Here is a 16,280-nt window from a genome sequence, read left to right on the forward strand (position 1 = left end):
ATCTTTCTGACTATCAGTCTGACTCCACAAGCACCCACACGAATTGCTTGATTCAGTTGTTAAAGAGCGGTTGGTTAAGTCTTTCGTCTCAACCGAGGCGCGCATTCTACAGCAGCCTCTGCATCTGTCAAGCGGTTATTTTAAGAAGTTTTCAAAGTTTCCTTTGCAACTTCAACCACTTGCGCTTCCGATCTCTCGTCAGCGGGAGGCGAATTCTACAGCGTTACACGCTGCTGTCAACACCTCTTTTTCTCCGCTTTCGACCGAGAAGATCGAACCGTTAACTCGGCGAAAACACACTGCCGAATCAACTCCTTCGGGCTTCGATGAGCTGAAGCGTGACCGCTGCCGAAAACCGTGTAACTCGTTGAATCTCAAGGAGTTTTCCGTTTCGACTGCGCCGGAAGTGGGGCGAATTATAGACTTCCAGAATCTGCCGTCAACACTTATTTTCACAAATCTGTCATATCGGCCAAAACCACCCCAAAAAAAGCAAAGGCCGCCCCAAGGGCGGCCTTTACTCCCTTCTATCTATTACAAGCTAGGGAAGGCGAACTGCGATGCTTCATGGCTGGCGCGCTGCGGCCAACGCTGAGTGATTGCCTTGCGACGAGTATAGAAACGCACGCCGTCCGGGCCGTAAGCATGCAGGTCGCCAAACAGCGAACGCTTCCAGCCGCCAAAGCTGTGATAGGCCACCGGCACCGGCAGCGGAACGTTGACGCCTACCATCCCTACTTCGATCTCGTCACAGAACAGCCGCGCGGCCTCACCGTCACGGGTAAAGATGCAGGTGCCGTTGCCGTATTCGTGATCGTTGATCAGTTGCATCGCCTCTTCCAGGCTGTTCACTCGCACGACGCACAGCACCGGCCCGAAGATCTCTTCTTTATAGATGCGCATTTCCGGGGTGACGTTGTCGAACAGGCAACCACCGAGGAAGAAGCCTTCTTCATGACCCGGCACGCTCAGGCCACGACCGTCGACCACCAGCTTCGCGCCCGCCTTCACGCCGTCTTCGACATAACCGCTGACCTTGTCCCGCGCCTGCCCAGTGACCAGCGGCCCCATGTCCAGGCCACAGGAAGTACCGGCACCAATTTTCAGCGCCTGGATTTGCGGCACCAGCTTGGCCACCAACGCATCGGCCACCTGATCCCCCACGCACACGGCAACCGAGATAGCCATGCAGCGCTCGCCGCACGAACCATAGGCAGCGCCCATCAGGGCACTGACTGCGTTGTCCAGGTCGGCATCCGGCATCAGCACCGCGTGGTTCTTTGCCCCGCCCAGCGCCTGAACGCGTTTGCCACGCTTGGTGCCTTCGGCGTAGATGTATTCGGCAATCGGCGTCGAACCAACGAAGCTCAGCGCCTTGACTTCCGGCGCTTCGATCAGCGCGTCCACCGCGGCCTTGTCGCCGTGCACCACACTCAGCACGCCTTTCGGCAGGCCGGCTTCCAGCAGCAGCTGGGCAATCAGCAGGGTCGAGCTCGGGTCACGCTCGGAGGGCTTGAGGATGAAGCAGTTGCCGCAGACGATCGCCAGCGGATACATCCACAGCGGCACCATAGCCGGGAAGTTGAACGGGGTGATGCCGGCAACCACACCCAGCGGCTGGAAGTCGGACCAGGCATCGATATTCGGGCCGACGTTGCGGCTGTACTCGCCCTTGAGGATTTCCGGGGCGGCGCAGGCGAACTCGACGTTTTCGATACCACGCTTGAGCTCACCGGCGGCGTCTTCCAGGGTCTTGCCGTGCTCTTCGCTGATCAACTGGGCGATGCGCGATTCGTTCTGCTCCAGCAATTGCTTGAAGCGGAACATCACCTGGGCACGTTTGGCCGGCGGCGTATTGCGCCAGGCCGGGAAGGCTGCCTTGGCGGCATCGATGGCGCTCTGGATGGTTTCGCGGCTGGCCAGCGGTAGCTTGTGGATTGCCTGGCCGGTGGAAGGGTTGAACACATCGACCGCGCGACCGTTCTCGGTCACCAGTTCACCATTGATCAAATGCGGGATAACGCTCATCGGGAACTCCTGAAGTTGTCCACAGGCGCCCGCCAAGGGGCGCCTGTTCTATATAGATGACTTTGAATATGAGCCAAACCACGATGGCGCCTATAAGTGCGCCATCGCGAGCAAGCTCAGCTCCTACAGTTTTTGGAAATCAGTCGATCTTGTTCAGCACTTCGCCAACGGCATCGAACAGGCGATCCAGATCCTGCGGCTTGCTATTGAAGGTCGGGCCGAACTGCAGGGTGTCGCCGCCAAAGCGTACGTAGAAACCGGCTTTCCACAGCGCCATGCCCGCTTCGAACGGACGCACGATGGCGTCGCCGTCCCGTGTGGCAATCTGGATGGCGCCGGCCAGGCCGTAGTTACGGATGTCGATGACGTTCTTGGCGCCCTTGATGCCGTGAAGCGCCTTCTCGAAATGCGGTGCCACGTCAGCAACGCTCTGCACCAGGTTTTCCTTTTGCAGCAGATCCAATGCCGCCAAGCCGGCGGCGCAGGCCACCGGGTGCGCCGAATAGGTGTAGCCGTGAGGGAACTCCACCGCGTACTCGGGCGTCGGCTGATTCATGAAGGTCTGATAGATCTCGGAACTGGCAATCACCGCGCCCATCGGAATGGCGCCGTTGGTGACTTGCTTGGCGATGCACATCAGGTCCGGGGTCACGCCAAAGCTGTCGGCACCGAACATCTTGCCGGTACGGCCGAAGCCGGTGATCACTTCGTCGAACACCAGCAGGATGTTGTGCTGGTCGCAGATTTCCCGCAGGCGCTTGAGATAACCCTGCGGCGGCACCAATACGCCAGCGGAGCCGGCCATAGGCTCGACGAATACGGCGGCGATGTTCGAGGCGTCATGCAGCTCGATCAACTTGAGCAGCTCATCGGCCAGCGCGATACCGCCCTGCTCCGGCATGCCGCGAGAGAACGCGTTGCTGGCCAACAAGGTATGCGGCAGATGGTCGACATCCATCATCGCCTGGCCGAATAGCTTGCGGTTACCGTTGACCCCGCCGAGGCTGGTGCCGGCAATGTTCACGCCGTGGTAGCCACGGGCACGGCCGATCATCTTGGTCTTGGTCGACTGGCCTTTGAGGCGCCAGTAGGCGCGCACCATTTTCACCGCGGTGTCGGCGCATTCGGAACCGGAGTCGGTGAAGAACACGTGGTTGAGATTGCCCGGGGTCAGCGCGGTGATTTTCTCGGCCAGCTGGAACGACAGCGGATGGCCGTACTGGAAGCCAGGCGAGTAATCGAGAGTGCCCAACTGCTTGGCCACCGCTTCCTGGATCTCCTTGCGGGTGTGGCCAGCGCCACAGGTCCACAGGCCGGACAGCGAGTCGTAGACCTTGCGCCCCTTGTCATCCACGAGCCAGCTGCCTTCGGCGGCGACGATCAGGCGCGGGTCGCGCTGGAAGTTGCGGTTGGCGGTGTAGGGCATCCAGTGAGCATCGAGCTTGAGCTGGCTGGCCAGGGAAGCTGGAGCGTTTTCATGCATGTTCATGGGGCAAAACCTCGCAGGGCAATAAGCGGCGCAGGGATCGGAAAGCGTTGTTGCAGCTAAGTTGCCACGGCTATAAAGTCGGTGAAATCCAACTTTTATAACCTTCAGTCAGCGGTTTACTAAACTATGAGCAGCCGTCGCGCCGACCCGTTGGCGCAAGTCAGCGACTTTGATATCCGCCTGCTGCGGATCTTTCGCAGCGTGGTCGAATCCGGCGGCTTTTCCGCCGCGGAAACCGTGCTCGGCATCGGCCGTTCGGCCATCAGCCAGCAGATGAGTGACCTCGAGCAACGCCTCGGCCTGCGTTTGTGCCAACGCGGGCGCGCCGGGTTTTCACTGACCGAGGAGGGGCGCGAGGTGTATCAATCGGCCCTGCAGTTACTGAGCGCCCTGGAAAGCTTTCGCACCGAGGTCAACGGCCTGCACCGCCATCTGCGTGGCGAACTGATCATCGGCCTGACCGACAATCTGGTCACCCTGCCCCACATGCGCATCACCCATGCCCTGGCGCAATTGAAGGAACGCGGGCCGGACGTGCAGATCCAGATCCGCATGATCGCCCCCAACGAGGTCGAACAAGGCGTGCTCGACGGGCGCCTGCATGTCGGCGTGGTGCCCCAGGCCAGCGCCTTGTCCGGGCTGGAATACCAGCCGCTGTACAGCGAACGCTCGCTGCTTTATTGCGCCGTCGGCCACCCGCTGTTTTATGTCGACGACAAGCAACTGGACGACCGGCGCCTCAACGAGCAGGACGCCATCGCCCCGACCTTCCGCCTGCCCGCCGAGATCCAGGCCCATTACCAGGCGCTCAATTGCACCGCCAGCGCTTCGGACCGCGAAGGCATGGCGTTCCTGATTCTCACCGGACGCTACATCGGTTACCTGCCGGACCATTACGCCAACCTTTGGGTCCAGCAGGGGCGGCTGCGCGCGCTCAAACCGGCTTCGCGCTTTTATGACCTGAGCCTGGCATCGGTCACCCGCAAGGGCCGACGCCCCCATCTGGTGCTGGAAAGCTTCCTGGAAAGCCTGGCGGCGACTCGCTGAGAAAGCAGGCGAACGCCTGGAAACCTTGATGTCACTGGCCTGCAGCGAAATATCAGCGCAATAACCTGAGCACCTGGACAGCTTTTTGCAGGGCATGAGGACTTTGAACCGCCAGCCCCGAGTTCCCAGCCCATGCAGCCAGAAACCTCCCGCCCAAGCGATCTGATCTACGGCCTCGACGATCGCCCGAAACCGCCCGCGGCGCTACTCGCCGCCTTGCAGCATGTGCTGGCAAGCTTTGTCGGCATCATTACTCCACCGCTGGTGATCGGCTCGGCCCTGGGCCTGGGCGCCCACCTGCCCTACCTGATCAGCATGGCGCTGATGGTTTCCGGGGTCGGTACCTTTATTCAGGCGCGCCGGCCATTCGGGATCGGCGCCGGCATGATCTGCCTGCAAGGCACCAGCTTCGCCTTTCTCGGTGCGGTGCTGTCCGCGGGTTTCCTGGTCAAGCAACGGGGCGGCAGCCCGGAAGACATCCTGGCGATGATCTTCGGCGTGTGCTTTTTCGGCGCAGTGGTGCAGATTGTCCTGAGTCGCTTCATCGGCCAATTGCGCCGCGTCGTCACGCCTTTAGTCACCGGCATCGTGATTACCCTGATCGGCGTCAGCCTGATCAAGGTCGGCATCACCGACCTAGGCGGCGGCTTCAATGCCGCGGATTTCGGCGCACCGGGCAACCTCGCGCTGGGCCTATTGGTGCTGTTGACCATCATCCTGTTGAACCGCTCGAATACGCCCTGGGTACGGCTCTCGGCAATCATCATCGGCCTGGCCCTGGGCAGCCTCGCCGCCTGGTTCAGCGGCAAGCTGGTCCCCCAGGCATTGCCCGACCTGCCGCTGATCAGCCTGCCGACACCTTTCCGCTTCGGCTTCAGCTTCGACTGGACGGCGTTCCTGCCCGTGGCGCTGATCTACCTGATCAGCACCCTCGAAACCGTCGGCGACCTGACCGCCAACTGCATGCTCGCCCGCCAGCCCATCAGCGGCCCTTCTTATATAAGCCGGCTCAAGGGCGGCATTCTCGGCGACGGCGTCAGTTGCATGATCGCGGCAACTTTCAGCGCCTTTCCCAACACCACCTTCGCCCAGAACAACGGGGTGATTCAGCTGACCGGCGTGGCCAGCCGCCATGTCGGGCTGTACATCGGCCTGCTGCTGTTCTGCTTGGGCCTGTTCCCCATGATCGGCGCAGTGTTGCAGCAAATCCCCAAGCCGGTGCTGGGCGGTGCCACCCTGGTGATGTTCGGCAGCGTCGCCGCGGCGGGCGTGCGCATCCTCGCCCAGGCCCCGCTGGACCGGCGCAGCATGCTGATCATCGCCACCTCCTTCGGCGTCGGCCTGGGGATCGCGGCGCAGCCGAACCTGCTGCACCTGTTGCCCAAGGTGGTGCAGAACCTGTTCGACTCGGCAATCACCAGCGGCGGCCTGACCGCGATCGTCATGTGCCTGCTGCTGCCGGAAGACCGGGCCGTACTGCATGACGCAAACCCGGCTGGCGAAAGCGACAGGCTGGAACCGCTTTGAGCGGTTTTCTGCCCAGAAGACTTGTCTGGCGCTTGTGGGTGCGCTATCAACGCACAGGTTGCACCCACAGAACAGCTCGGAAATGCCTATGACCCTTGAAGTCCCAGCCCACGCCGGCCCTCAAACCGCCAAGCCCGCCAGCCGTATTCGCCAGAAAAACGAAGAAGCGATCATCAAGGCCGCCGAAGACGAGTTCGCCCGTCATGGTTTCAAAGGCACCAGCATGAACACCATCGCGCAGAATGCCGGCCTGCCCAAGGCCAACCTGCATTACTACTTCACCAACAAGCTTGGGCTGTATGTCGCGGTGTTGAGCAACATCCTCGAGTTGTGGGACAGCACCTTCAACACCCTGACCGCCGAGGACGACCCGGCCGAAGCGTTGAGCCGCTACATCCGCGCCAAGATGGAGTTCTCCCGGCGCCAGCCGCAGGCCTCGCGAATCTTCGCCATGGAGATCATCAGTGGCGGCGAATGCCTCAGCGAATACTTCAGCCAGGACTACCGCGCCTGGTTCCAGGGCCGCGCCGCGGTGTTCCAGGCCTGGATCGACGCCGGCAAGATGGACCCGGTCGACCCGGTGCACCTGATCTTCCTGCTGTGGGGCAGCACCCAGCATTACGCCGACTTCGCCACCCAGATCTGCCGCGTCACCGGTCGCAGCAAGCTGACCAAGCAGGACATGGAAGACGCCGGCAACAACCTGATCCGCATTATCCTCAAGGGTTGCGGCCTCAAGCCCGCCTTATAAAAGAACACAACGCATGCCCTTTACCCTCGCCGGCCTTTGCGAATACCGCGAAGAGATTCGCAAAAGCCGCTTTATCGCCCTCGCCGCGCCGATCAGCAGCGCGGCCGAGGCCCAGGCCTTTATCGAACAGCACAGCGACCTCAACGCCTCGCACAATTGCTGGGCCTGGAAACTCGCCGACCAATACCGCAGCAGTGACGACGGCGAGCCCGGCGGCACTGCCGGCCGACCGATCCTCGCGGCCATCGAGGCCCAGGACTGCGATCAAGTCGCGGTGCTGGTGATTCGCTGGTACGGCGGCATTCAACTGGGCACCGGCGGGCTGGCCCGCGCCTATGGCGGCAGCGCCAACAAGTGCCTGCAAGGCGCCGAGCGCATCGAACTGGTCAGCCGTGTAGCCCTGCGGTGCGCCTGCAGCTTCAGCGAACTGGCACTGGTCAAGCTGCGGGTCGCGGAACTCGGCGGGCTGCTGGTCGAGGAACACTTCACGGCCAACGGCGTAGAACTGCAACTGGCCCTGGGCGAAAGCCAGATCGCCACCTTGCAAAGCCAGCTGGCCGACCTGAGTCGCGGGCGCATCCTGTTGCAACGCTGAGTGCACCAAGAGCGACCCACGCCTCGAAATCATCCTGTGCACAACATTTGCGGTGGACAGTCGACTTGCCCACACCCGCTGTGTACCCGACTGTGGATAACCTGAGCACACTTGCCTGTAACCCTTCTGTAACGTGGCTTTGCGGTGGTTGCTCACTTTTCAGCCAATCGCTCGTCACGAATGTATTTTTCAAGCTAAAACAGCAAGTTAGCTCGGTTTATCGCTTTTAGAAGAAAGCCCCGCAGCGCTTATGCCCGCTCTTGCGGCTTGCGCACAAATACTGTGGAGCAAGCTGTGGATAACCCGTGCAAGGCTGCGCCAGTCGCCGATGCGGCAAGGCTTGCAGGCGGCTGATCATTTTTCGACCAGCCCTTTGTGGGCAAAACCGCAGCCCTTGCCAACGCCCTGCCCCGAACTGGTGCCGCAGGGTCAATGCAAAGAAGGGCAAAGGGCATTCGAGGCTGCACTTTATCGGGCTCAGGCGTTTTCCTGACTCACTGGCCAGGAAATTGCTTTGTCCACCGGCATAACGTTCAGCCACCCGAGCCCGTCATGCCAAACCCAGTCCCCATCCACGCCGCAACGCCCCGCCTGCAACTGCGCGGCATCACCAAACGCTACCCCGGTTGCCTGGCCAACGACGCTATCGACCTGAGCATCCAGCCGGGGGAAATCCATGCCCTGCTTGGCGAAAACGGCGCCGGCAAAAGCACCCTGATGAAAATCATCTACGGGGTGACCCAGGCCGACTCGGGCGAGCTGATCTGGCAGGGGCAGCGGCAGCTCATACGCAATCCGGCCCAGGCGCGCAGCCTGGGGATCGGCATGGTGTTCCAGCATTTCTCGCTGTTCGAGACCCTGAGCGTGGCGCAAAACATCGCCCTGGCCATGGGCGCCGCGGCCGGTACACCGAAGCAGCTGGCGCCCAAAATCCGCCAGGTTTCGCAGCGCTACGGCATGGCCCTGGAGCCGGAACGCCTGGTGCACAGCCTGTCCATCGGCGAACGCCAGCGGGTGGAAATCATCCGCTGCCTGATGCAAGATATCCGCCTGCTGATCCTCGACGAACCGACCTCGGTGCTGACGCCCCAGGAGGCCGACGAACTGTTCGTCACCCTGCGCCGCCTGGCCAGCGAGGGCTGCAGCATTCTGTTTATCAGCCACAAGCTCGGCGAAGTCCGTGCCCTGTGCCACAGCGCCACGGTGCTGCGCGGCGGGCGGGTGGCCGGGCACTGCATACCGGCCGAATGCTCCGACCAGGAACTGGCGCGGCTGATGGTCGGCGAAGCCGCGGGCCTGATCGCCGACTACCCCAAGGCCAAGGGCGGCGAAGCCTTCCTCCAGGTGCAGAAACTTTCCTGGCCGAACCCGGACCCGTTCGGCTGTTCGCTCCAGGACATCGACCTGGACGTGCGCAGCGGTGAAATCGTCGGCATCGCCGGGGTCGCCGGCAATGGCCAGGACGAACTGCTGGCCCTGCTCAGCGGCGAACAGCGCCTGGGCCGCGCCGCCGCGTCCACCTTGCGCTTCGCCGGTCAGTACGTTGCCCATTTGCGTCCCGATGCCCGCCGCCGGCTGGGCCTGGCGTTCGTCCCGGCCGAGCGCCTGGGCCACGGCGCCGTACCGGAACTGAGCCTGGCGGACAACGCCCTGCTGACCGCCTTCCAGCATGGGCTGGTGAGCAAAGGTCTGATTCAGCGCGGCAAGGTGCTGGCCCTGGCCGAGGACATCATCCGCCGCTTCGCGGTGAAAACCCCGGACAGCCAGACCGCCGCCCGCAGCCTGTCCGGCGGCAACCTGCAGAAATTCATCCTCGGCCGGGAGATCCTCCAGCAACCCCGGCTACTGATCGCCGCGCACCCGACCTGGGGCGTCGACGTCGGCGCCGCCGCGACTATCCACCGGGCCCTGGTGGCCCTGCGCGATGCGGGCGCGGCGATCCTGGTGATTTCCGAAGACCTCGACGAACTGTTCCAGATCAGCGATCGCCTGGCGGCCCTGTGCAGCGGGCGCCTGTCGGCCCTCAAGGCCACCGCGGACACCAGCCTGGTCGAAGTCGGCGGCTGGATGGCCGGCCAGTTCGATACCCCCGTCCACTTATCCGCTCAGCCAGCGTAACGGAGCTGTTTATTTATGCTGCTTTCTCTCGAACCCCGCGGCCAGCAATCGCGCCTGATGCTCTGGTGCTCGCCGCTGTTGGCCGCCGCCCTGACCCTGTGCTGTGGCTCGCTGCTGTTCGTCGCCCTGGGCCACGCCCCGCTGGAAACCCTGCACACCTTGCTGATCGCCCCGATCAGCGACCTGTATGGCGTCTCGGAACTGCTGGTCAAGGCCCTGCCGATCCTGCTCTGCGCCCTCGGCCTGGCCGTGGCGTACCAGGCGCGGATCTGGAACATCGGCGCCGAAGGCCAGCTGCTGCTCGGCGCCCTGGCCGGCAGCGCGCTGGCGGTGAACATCATCGACCTGCAAAGCCGCTGGGCGCTGGTGCTGATCCTGCTCACCGGCACCCTGGCCGGCGCCGCCTGGGCCGGCCTCACCGCCTGGTTGCGCACGCACTTCAACGCCAATGAAATCCTCACCAGCATCATGCTCAACTACATCGCCCTGAACCTGCTGCTGTATTGCGTGCACGGGCCGCTGAAAGACCCGGCCGGGTTCAACTTCCCCGAGTCGGCGATGTTCGGCGATGCCAGCCGCCTGCCGCTGCTTCTGGAAGACGGCCGGGTGCACGCCGGGGTGTATTTCGCCCTGCTGGCCCTGGTGGCGGTGTGGGTGCTGCTGCAAAAAAGCTTCGTCGGCTTCCAGATCAAAGTGCTGGGGCTGGACAAGCGCGCCGCCGGCTTCGTCGGTTTTCGCGAGAAGCGCCTGATTTGGCTGGCGCTGCTGATCAGCGGCGGGCTCGCCGGCCTGGCCGGGGTGTGCGAAGTCACCGGCCCCATCGGCCAGTTGGTGCCGCAGGTTTCGCCCGGCTATGGCTATGCGGCGATCACCGTGGCCTTTCTCGGCCGCCTGCACCCCATCGGCATCCTGTTCTCCAGCCTGCTGATGGCGCTGCTGTACATCGGCGGCGAAAATGCGCAGATGAGCCTCAACCTGCCACAAGCCATCACCCAATTGTTCCAGGGCATGATGCTGTTCTTCCTACTGGCCAGTGACGTGCTGATTCTCTATCGGCCGCGCCTGCACCTGCGCTGGGCACGTCGCGCCGCCCCCCCTTCCGTGCAGGCAGGAGCGCTGTGATGGATATCGATCTGTTGAGCAATATTTTCTACGCCATGATCCGCTGCGGTACGCCGCTGCTGCTGGTGGCCCTGGGCGAACTGATCTGCGAGAAGAGCGGCGTCCTCAACCTCGGCCAGGAAGGCATGATGCTGTTTGGCGCGGTGATCGGTTTTATCGTCGCCCTGAACAGCGGCAACTTGTGGCTCGGCGTGCTGCTGGCGATGCTCGCCGGCATGCTGTTGTCGGCGCTGTTCGCCCTGGTGGCGCTGGTGTTCAACGCCAACCAGGTGGCCAGCGGCCTGGCCCTGACCATCTTTGGGGTCGGGCTGTCGAGCTTCGTCGGTGCCAGCTGGGTCGGTAAACCACTGGCCGGGTTCGAGCCGATGGCGATTCCGCTGCTCAGCGAAATCCCCTTGATCGGGCGCATGCTGTTTGCCCAGGACCTGCTGGTCTACCTGTCTTTCGCCCTGTTCGCCCTGGTGGCCTGGGTGATCCTGAAAAGCCGGGTCGGCCTGATCATCCAGGCGGTCGGCGAAAACCCCGACGCGGCCAGCGCCATGGGCCTGCCGGTATTGCGGGTACGCACCCTGGCGGTGTTGTTCGGCGGTGCCATGGCCGGCCTGGCCGGGGCTTACCTGTCCCTGGCCTATACGCCGATGTGGGCGGAAAACATGAGCGCCGGTCGCGGCTGGATCGCCCTCGCGCTGGTGGTGTTCGCCAGCTGGCGGGTGTGGCGCCTGCTGCTCGGCGCCTACCTGTTCGGCCTCGCCAGCATCCTGCACCTGGTGGCGCAAGGTCTGGGTCTGGCGATCCCTTCGAACCTCTTGGCGATGCTGCCGTATGCCGCGACCATCCTGGTGCTGGTGCTGCTGTCCCGGGATGCGCTGCGCACCCGCCTGTATGCGCCGGTGTCGCTGGGGCAGCCGTGGCAGGCGGGGCGTTAGATAGCGTTCGGGTGGGGGTTTTCGCGGGCAAGCCTCGCTCCTACGGAATATCGAGGCGTCTGTCCTGCTCGCGAACCGGCCACAGTTGCGCCACTGCCCAGGCCAGTTCGAAAAACAGGATCACGCCGATCAAGGCCGTGCCGCCATGGGCCAGGGCGTAGACCTGCCAGGTGGCGAACAGCAGCCGGCCGGCGGCGTCGTAGCGGCCGAAGGCCAGTTGCGGATCGCGGATGCGCAGCACCGACCAGACGCAGACGATCGAACCCATCAGGTTGACCATCAACATATGCATGGGCTCGAACGGCGGCAGTGCGCCGGGCAGGTCGAGGGCCTGGCTCCACTGCTGCATCAGCCCGTGCAGGAAGAGAAAGCTCCAGGGGGTGACAAAGGCGGCGGTGACGATCAGGTCGTACCAACCGCTGGCCCGCACCAATTGGCGGTATTGCGCTGTGCTCCACATAAAGGTCGCTCCGGATATCAAGGAGCACACAGGCTAAAGCCTGGAGTATGCTCCAGGGTCAAGCCCTTCCGAGACTCCAGCATGCGCATCGGTGAACTTGCCCAGGCCTGCGCCGTCAGCCGCGATACCCTGCGTTTTTACGAGCAGCGCGGGTTAATCGCAGCACAACGCAGCGCCAACGGCTATCGTGAATACCCCAGCGACATGGTGCAGCTGGTGCTCTACATCAAGACCGCGCAACGCCTGGGCTTCAGCCTCGGCGAGATCGGCAGCAGCGTTGCCGCGCTGTGGCAGGCCAGCGATCCGGATAGCGCGGTGACGCAATTGCTGCAAGACAAACTGACCCTGATCGAGACCCGCATCAGCGAACTGGGCGAGTTGCGCCAGGAACTGCAACGACGGCTCGGCCAGCGTTGTCCCTTAAATCCATGATCTTCACTCATCAAGGAACTCCCGCATGTCTACACCAAAAACCGCACTGATCATCGGCGCCTCCAGAGGCCTGGGCCTGGGCCTGGTGCAACGCCTGCTGGAAGATGGCTGGCAAGTCACTGCCACCGTGCGCAACCCGCAAAAGGCCGAGGCGCTCGAAGCCCTGGGCCCGGTGCGCATCGAACAACTGGACATGGACGACCAGCAGGCGGTGATCGCCCTGAACCAGAAGCTCAAAGACCAGGTATTCGACCTGCTGTTCGTCAACGCCGGGGTCAAGGGGCCCGACGACCAGACGCCAGGCAAGGCGACCCTGGCGGAAGTCGGCCAATTGTTTTTCACCAACGCCGTGGCGCCGATCAACCTGGCCCAGCGTTTCCTCCCGCAGATCCGCCCGGACAGCGGCGTGCTGGCGTTCATGAGTTCGGTGCTGGGCAGCGTGACCATGCCCGACGCGCCGGAACTGGCGCTGTACAAGGCCAGCAAGGCGGCGCTGAACTCGATGACCAACAGCTTGGTGACCCAGCTCGAGCAGAAACTCACCGTGCTGTCGCTGCACCCGGGCTGGGTGAAGACCGACATGGGCGGCGAAGGCGCGGACATCGACGTCGAGACCAGCACCCGCGGCCTGATCGAGCAGGTCAACGCCTATACCGGCAAGGGCGGGCACTATTTCGTCAACTACAAGGGCGAAACCATTCCCTGGTAAGCCTGCACCTGTAGCCGCTGCCGACATCGCAGCGCCCAGTTCGTGGTCGAGCGCCGGACGCCATCGCGGGCAAGCCTCGCTCCTACAGTCACCGCCGTATGTAGGAGCGAGGCTTGCCCGCGATAGACCGCGCAGCGGTCTCCCCGTAAACTGCGCACCTCGCCCCCGTGGCGACCCTGGATCAGCAGACAGGGCAACACTGAGCTGGCTAACCTGAACCCACTTTCAGAGGAGCCGGCCACCATGCCTGCGACCCGTACCTGGTTAAAAAATCCCCTCGCCATTTTCACTGGCAATGCCCTCGACGCCCGCGGCGGCCTGGTGCTGCAAGACGGCCTGATCGTCGAAGTGCTCGGCGCCGGCCAGCAACCCGCCCAGCCCTGTGGACAGGTCTTCGATGCCCGCGAGCACGTGCTGCTGCCGGGGCTGATCAACACCCATCACCACTTCTATCAAACCCTGACCCGCGCCTGGGCGCCGGTGGTCAACCAGCCGCTGTTCCCCTGGCTGAAAACCCTGTACCCGGTCTGGGCGCGGCTGACCCCGGAAAAACTCGCCCTGGCCAGTAAAGTGGCGCTGGCCGAGCTGCTGCTGTCCGGCTGCACCACCGCTGCCGACCACCATTACCTGTTCTCCGAAGGCCTGGAAAACGCCATCGACGTGCAGGTCGCCAGCGTGCGCGAACTGGGCATGCGCGCCATGCTTACCCGCGGTTCCATGAGCCTCGGCGAGGCGGATGGCGGCCTGCCGCCGCAGCAGACCGTGCAGCAGGGCGAGGTGATTCTCGCCGACAGCCAGCGGCTGATCGCCGCGTACCACGAACGCGGCGCCGGCGCGCAGATCCAGATCGCCCTGGCGCCCTGCTCGCCGTTCTCGGTGACCCCAGAGATCATGGCGGCCAGCGCCGAGCTGGCGGAAAAACTCGACGTGCGCCTGCACACCCACCTGGCGGAAACCCTCGACGAGGAAGACTTCTGCCTGCAACGCTTCGGCCTGCGCACCGTGGATTACCTGGACAGCGTCGGCTGGCTCGGCCCGCGCACCTGGCTGGCCCACGGCATCCATTTCAACCCCGATGAAATCGCCCGCCTCGGCGCCGCCGGGACCGGCATCTGCCATTGCCCGAGCTCCAACATGCGCCTGGCCTCCGGCATCTGCCCGACCCTGGATCTGACCGACGCCGGCGCGCCCGTCGGCCTGGGCGTGGATGGCTCGGCCTCGAACGACGCCTCCAACATGATTCTCGAAACCCGGCAGGCCCTGTACCTGCAACGCCTGCGCTACGGCGCCGAAAAGATCACCCCGGAGCTGGTGCTGGGCTGGGCCACCCAGGGCTCGGCACGGCTGCTGGGACGCAACGATATTGGCGAGCTGGCCGTGGGCAAGCAGGCCGACCTGGCGCTGTTCAAGCTCGATGAGCTGCGCTTCTCCGGCAGCCATGACCCGCTCTCGGCATTGCTGCTGTGCGGCGCGGATCGCGCGGACCGGGTGATGGTCGGCGGCCAGTGGCGGGTGATCGACGGGCAGGTCGAGGGCCTGGATGTGCGGGGCCTGATTGCCGATCACCGGCAGGCGGCCCGGGAGTTGATTGGCGGCGCCTGACCCGGGCGTTTCGCAAGCAAGCTGTAGCGCCCGCAACCCGGATGCATCGAGCAGGCAGCGATCAGCCAAGGGCTGCGTGAGCCTCCAGCGTTTCGTGCACCAGCGCATGGCGTGGCTGCCCAAGGTGCACCGGGATGATCCCGCGCCGATCGAGCGGGCCTCTTCGCGGGCAAGCCTCGCTCCTACAGAAGCTGCATGTCCTGTAGGAGCGAGGCTTGCCCGCGAAGGCATCGCCCGGTTCCGAAAAATTTTGTTGTCTTGTTGGTCAGCTATTTGCATTGAGCTGCTCACGCCTTGCCCCACAACAAAATGGAGTCCGGATTCATGCATAAACGCCCACTGCAAAAATTGCTATGCGCCCTCACCGCGGCCATCGGCCTGAGCCTCTCGCTGAGCGCCAGCGCCGCCGATCCGCTGAAGGTCGGCTTCGTCTACATCGGCCCGATCGGCGACCACGGCTGGACCTATCAGCATGAACAGGGGCGCCTGGCGCTGGTGGAGAAATTCGGCGAACAGATCAAGACCAACTATGTGGAGAACGTCGCCGAAGGCGCCGACGCCGAGCGGGTGATCCGCAACATGGCCAAGGACAAGTACGACCTGATCTTCACCACTTCCTTCGGCTACATGAACCCGACCCTGAAAGTCGCCAGGCAATTCCCCAAGACCACCTTCGAACACGCCACCGGCTACAAGCAGGACAAGAACCTCGGCACTTACCTGGCCCGCACCTATGAGGGTCGCTACGTCGGTGGCTTCCTCGCGGCGAAGATGACCAAGAGCAAGAAGGTCGGCTACATCGCCTCCTTCCCGATCCCGGAAGTGATCCGCGACATCAACGCCATCCAGCTGGCGCTGAACAAGTACAACCCGGGCACCGAGATCAAGGTGGTATGGGTCAACTCCTGGTTCGACCCGGGCAAGGAAGCCGATGCCGCCAATGCCCTGATCGACCAGGGCGCCGACGTGATCTTCCAGCACACCGACAGCCCGGCGCCGATCCAGGCCGCCGAACGCCGTGGCGTGTACGCCGTGGGCTACGCCTCGGACATGGCTCACTTCGGGCCGAAAGCGGTGCTGACCTCCATCGTCAACGACTGGGGGCCGCATTACATCCAGGCCACCCAGGGCGTGCTCGACCACAGCTGGAAATCCCAGGACTACTGGGGCGGCCTGAAGGAAGGCACGGTCGAGCTGCCGATCAGCAATCTGGTGCCGGCTGACGTCAAGCGTGAGGCCGAGCAGATCATCGCCGACATCAAGAGCGGCGCCTTCCATCCGTTCACCGGGCCGATCAAGGACCAGGCCGGCGTGGAGAAACTCGCCGCCGGGGTCAGCGCCAGCAACGCGGAACTGGCATCGATGAACTATTACGTGGAAGGCATGAAGGCCGACATTCCGAAATGACTCGCTGATCCCTGTTGCCGCTGCCGCAGGCTGCGACAGCCCGGGCTACGCCGGTCCAAGGACTTGC

The 16,280-nt window shown here is 63.5% G+C and carries 14 protein-coding genes; 11 read left to right on the forward strand and 3 right to left on the reverse strand.

Annotation, left to right across the window (positions count from 1 at the left end; translation table 11 throughout):
* Positions 1-534 precede the first annotated feature (534 nt).
* Entirely contained in the window at positions 535-2,028 is a 1,494-nt protein-coding gene (locus tag BLV20_RS11150) for a CoA-acylating methylmalonate-semialdehyde dehydrogenase (protein ID WP_092301068.1), read from the reverse strand.
* 139 nt (positions 2,029-2,167) lie between these two features.
* Positions 2,168-3,517 (reverse strand): omega-aminotransferase AptA, encoded by a 1,350-nt coding sequence (locus BLV20_RS11155; RefSeq protein WP_092301071.1) that lies wholly within the window; start codon positions 3,515-3,517, stop codon positions 2,168-2,170.
* 126 nt (positions 3,518-3,643) lie between these two features.
* On the opposite strand from BLV20_RS11155, the gene BLV20_RS11160 reads away from it, so the two are divergent.
* The 7 genes from BLV20_RS11160 (at position 3,644) to BLV20_RS11190 (ending at position 11,603) form a co-directional block, all read left to right on the forward strand.
* Positions 3,644-4,564 (forward strand): LysR family transcriptional regulator, encoded by a 921-nt coding sequence (locus BLV20_RS11160; RefSeq protein WP_092301074.1) that lies wholly within the window; start codon positions 3,644-3,646, stop codon positions 4,562-4,564.
* A gap of 132 nt (positions 4,565-4,696) precedes the next feature.
* Positions 4,697-6,091, forward strand: a complete 1,395-nt coding sequence (locus tag BLV20_RS11165; protein WP_092301077.1) for a uracil-xanthine permease family protein — start codon at positions 4,697-4,699, stop codon at positions 6,089-6,091.
* 88 nt (positions 6,092-6,179) lie between these two features.
* Positions 6,180-6,842 (forward strand): TetR/AcrR family transcriptional regulator, encoded by a 663-nt coding sequence (locus tag BLV20_RS11170; protein WP_009046835.1) that lies wholly within the window; start codon positions 6,180-6,182, stop codon positions 6,840-6,842.
* A 13-nt stretch (positions 6,843-6,855) separates the two neighbouring features.
* A complete protein-coding gene (locus BLV20_RS11175; RefSeq protein WP_092301080.1) occupies positions 6,856-7,437 on the forward strand; it encodes an IMPACT family protein in 582 nt (193 codons plus the stop codon).
* Positions 7,438-7,989: 552 nt separating this feature from the next.
* Entirely contained in the window at positions 7,990-9,555 is a 1,566-nt protein-coding gene (locus BLV20_RS11180; protein WP_092301083.1) for an ABC transporter ATP-binding protein, read from the forward strand.
* A gap of 15 nt (positions 9,556-9,570) precedes the next feature.
* On the forward strand, positions 9,571-10,677 hold the full coding sequence (locus BLV20_RS11185; protein WP_092301086.1) for an ABC transporter permease: 1,107 nt from the start codon (positions 9,571-9,573) through the stop codon (positions 10,675-10,677).
* Positions 10,677-11,603, forward strand: a complete 927-nt coding sequence (locus tag BLV20_RS11190; protein ID WP_092301089.1) for an ABC transporter permease — start codon at positions 10,677-10,679, stop codon at positions 11,601-11,603. Before BLV20_RS11185 ends, BLV20_RS11190 begins: the two co-directional genes overlap by 1 nt.
* 40 nt (positions 11,604-11,643) lie before the next feature.
* On the opposite strand, the gene BLV20_RS11195 is transcribed toward BLV20_RS11190, so the two are convergent.
* Positions 11,644-12,063 carry a hypothetical protein gene (locus tag BLV20_RS11195; protein ID WP_092301092.1) on the reverse strand — a complete coding sequence of 140 codons (420 nt, stop codon included), beginning with the start codon at positions 12,061-12,063 and terminating at the stop codon, positions 11,644-11,646.
* A gap of 81 nt (positions 12,064-12,144) precedes the next feature.
* On the opposite strand from BLV20_RS11195, the gene BLV20_RS11200 reads away from it, so the two are divergent.
* The 4 genes from BLV20_RS11200 to BLV20_RS11215 all read left to right on the forward strand — a co-directional run bounded on the left by BLV20_RS11200 (position 12,145) and on the right by BLV20_RS11215 (position 16,213).
* Positions 12,145-12,495 (forward strand): MerR family transcriptional regulator, encoded by a 351-nt coding sequence (locus BLV20_RS11200; protein ID WP_092301094.1) that lies wholly within the window; start codon positions 12,145-12,147, stop codon positions 12,493-12,495.
* Positions 12,496-12,520: 25 nt separating this feature from the next.
* Positions 12,521-13,204 carry an SDR family oxidoreductase gene (locus tag BLV20_RS11205; protein WP_092301097.1) on the forward strand — a complete coding sequence of 228 codons (684 nt, stop codon included), beginning with the start codon at positions 12,521-12,523 and terminating at the stop codon, positions 13,202-13,204.
* Positions 13,205-13,447: 243 nt separating this feature from the next.
* Entirely contained in the window at positions 13,448-14,806 is a 1,359-nt protein-coding gene (locus tag BLV20_RS11210; RefSeq protein WP_092301100.1) for an 8-oxoguanine deaminase, read from the forward strand.
* Positions 14,807-15,130: 324 nt separating this feature from the next.
* Positions 15,131-16,213: a BMP family ABC transporter substrate-binding protein gene (locus BLV20_RS11215; RefSeq protein ID WP_092301103.1), complete on the forward strand. Its 1,083-nt coding sequence runs from the start codon at positions 15,131-15,133 to the stop codon at positions 16,211-16,213.
* The last annotated feature ends 67 nt before the right edge of the window (positions 16,214-16,280 follow it).

Origin of the sequence: Pseudomonas sp. NFIX28 (genome assembly GCF_900107395.1) — a bacterium.
Taxonomy (GTDB): Bacteria; Pseudomonadota; Gammaproteobacteria; order Pseudomonadales; family Pseudomonadaceae; genus Aquipseudomonas.

What these genes read in the sequence shown, in the direction of transcription:
- BLV20_RS11150 (WP_092301068.1), bottom strand. Translation starts at nt 2,028, where the DNA reads ATGAGCGTTATCCCGCATTTGATCAATGGTGAACTGGTGACCGAGAAC.
- BLV20_RS11155 (WP_092301071.1), bottom strand. Translation starts at nt 3,517, where the DNA reads ATGAACATGCATGAAAACGCTCCAGCTTCCCTGGCCAGCCAGCTCAAG.
- BLV20_RS11160 (WP_092301074.1), top strand. Translation starts at nt 3,644, where the DNA reads ATGAGCAGCCGTCGCGCCGACCCGTTGGCGCAAGTCAGCGACTTTGAT.
- BLV20_RS11165 (WP_092301077.1), top strand. Translation starts at nt 4,697, where the DNA reads ATGCAGCCAGAAACCTCCCGCCCAAGCGATCTGATCTACGGCCTCGAC.
- BLV20_RS11170 (WP_009046835.1), top strand. Translation starts at nt 6,180, where the DNA reads ATGACCCTTGAAGTCCCAGCCCACGCCGGCCCTCAAACCGCCAAGCCC.
- BLV20_RS11175 (WP_092301080.1), top strand. Translation starts at nt 6,856, where the DNA reads ATGCCCTTTACCCTCGCCGGCCTTTGCGAATACCGCGAAGAGATTCGC.
- BLV20_RS11180 (WP_092301083.1), top strand. Translation starts at nt 7,990, where the DNA reads ATGCCAAACCCAGTCCCCATCCACGCCGCAACGCCCCGCCTGCAACTG.
- BLV20_RS11185 (WP_092301086.1), top strand. Translation starts at nt 9,571, where the DNA reads ATGCTGCTTTCTCTCGAACCCCGCGGCCAGCAATCGCGCCTGATGCTC.
- BLV20_RS11190 (WP_092301089.1), top strand. Translation starts at nt 10,677, where the DNA reads ATGGATATCGATCTGTTGAGCAATATTTTCTACGCCATGATCCGCTGC.
- BLV20_RS11195 (WP_092301092.1), bottom strand. Translation starts at nt 12,063, where the DNA reads ATGTGGAGCACAGCGCAATACCGCCAATTGGTGCGGGCCAGCGGTTGG.
- BLV20_RS11200 (WP_092301094.1), top strand. Translation starts at nt 12,145, where the DNA reads ATGCGCATCGGTGAACTTGCCCAGGCCTGCGCCGTCAGCCGCGATACC.
- BLV20_RS11205 (WP_092301097.1), top strand. Translation starts at nt 12,521, where the DNA reads ATGTCTACACCAAAAACCGCACTGATCATCGGCGCCTCCAGAGGCCTG.
- BLV20_RS11210 (WP_092301100.1), top strand. Translation starts at nt 13,448, where the DNA reads ATGCCTGCGACCCGTACCTGGTTAAAAAATCCCCTCGCCATTTTCACT.
- BLV20_RS11215 (WP_092301103.1), top strand. Translation starts at nt 15,131, where the DNA reads ATGCATAAACGCCCACTGCAAAAATTGCTATGCGCCCTCACCGCGGCC.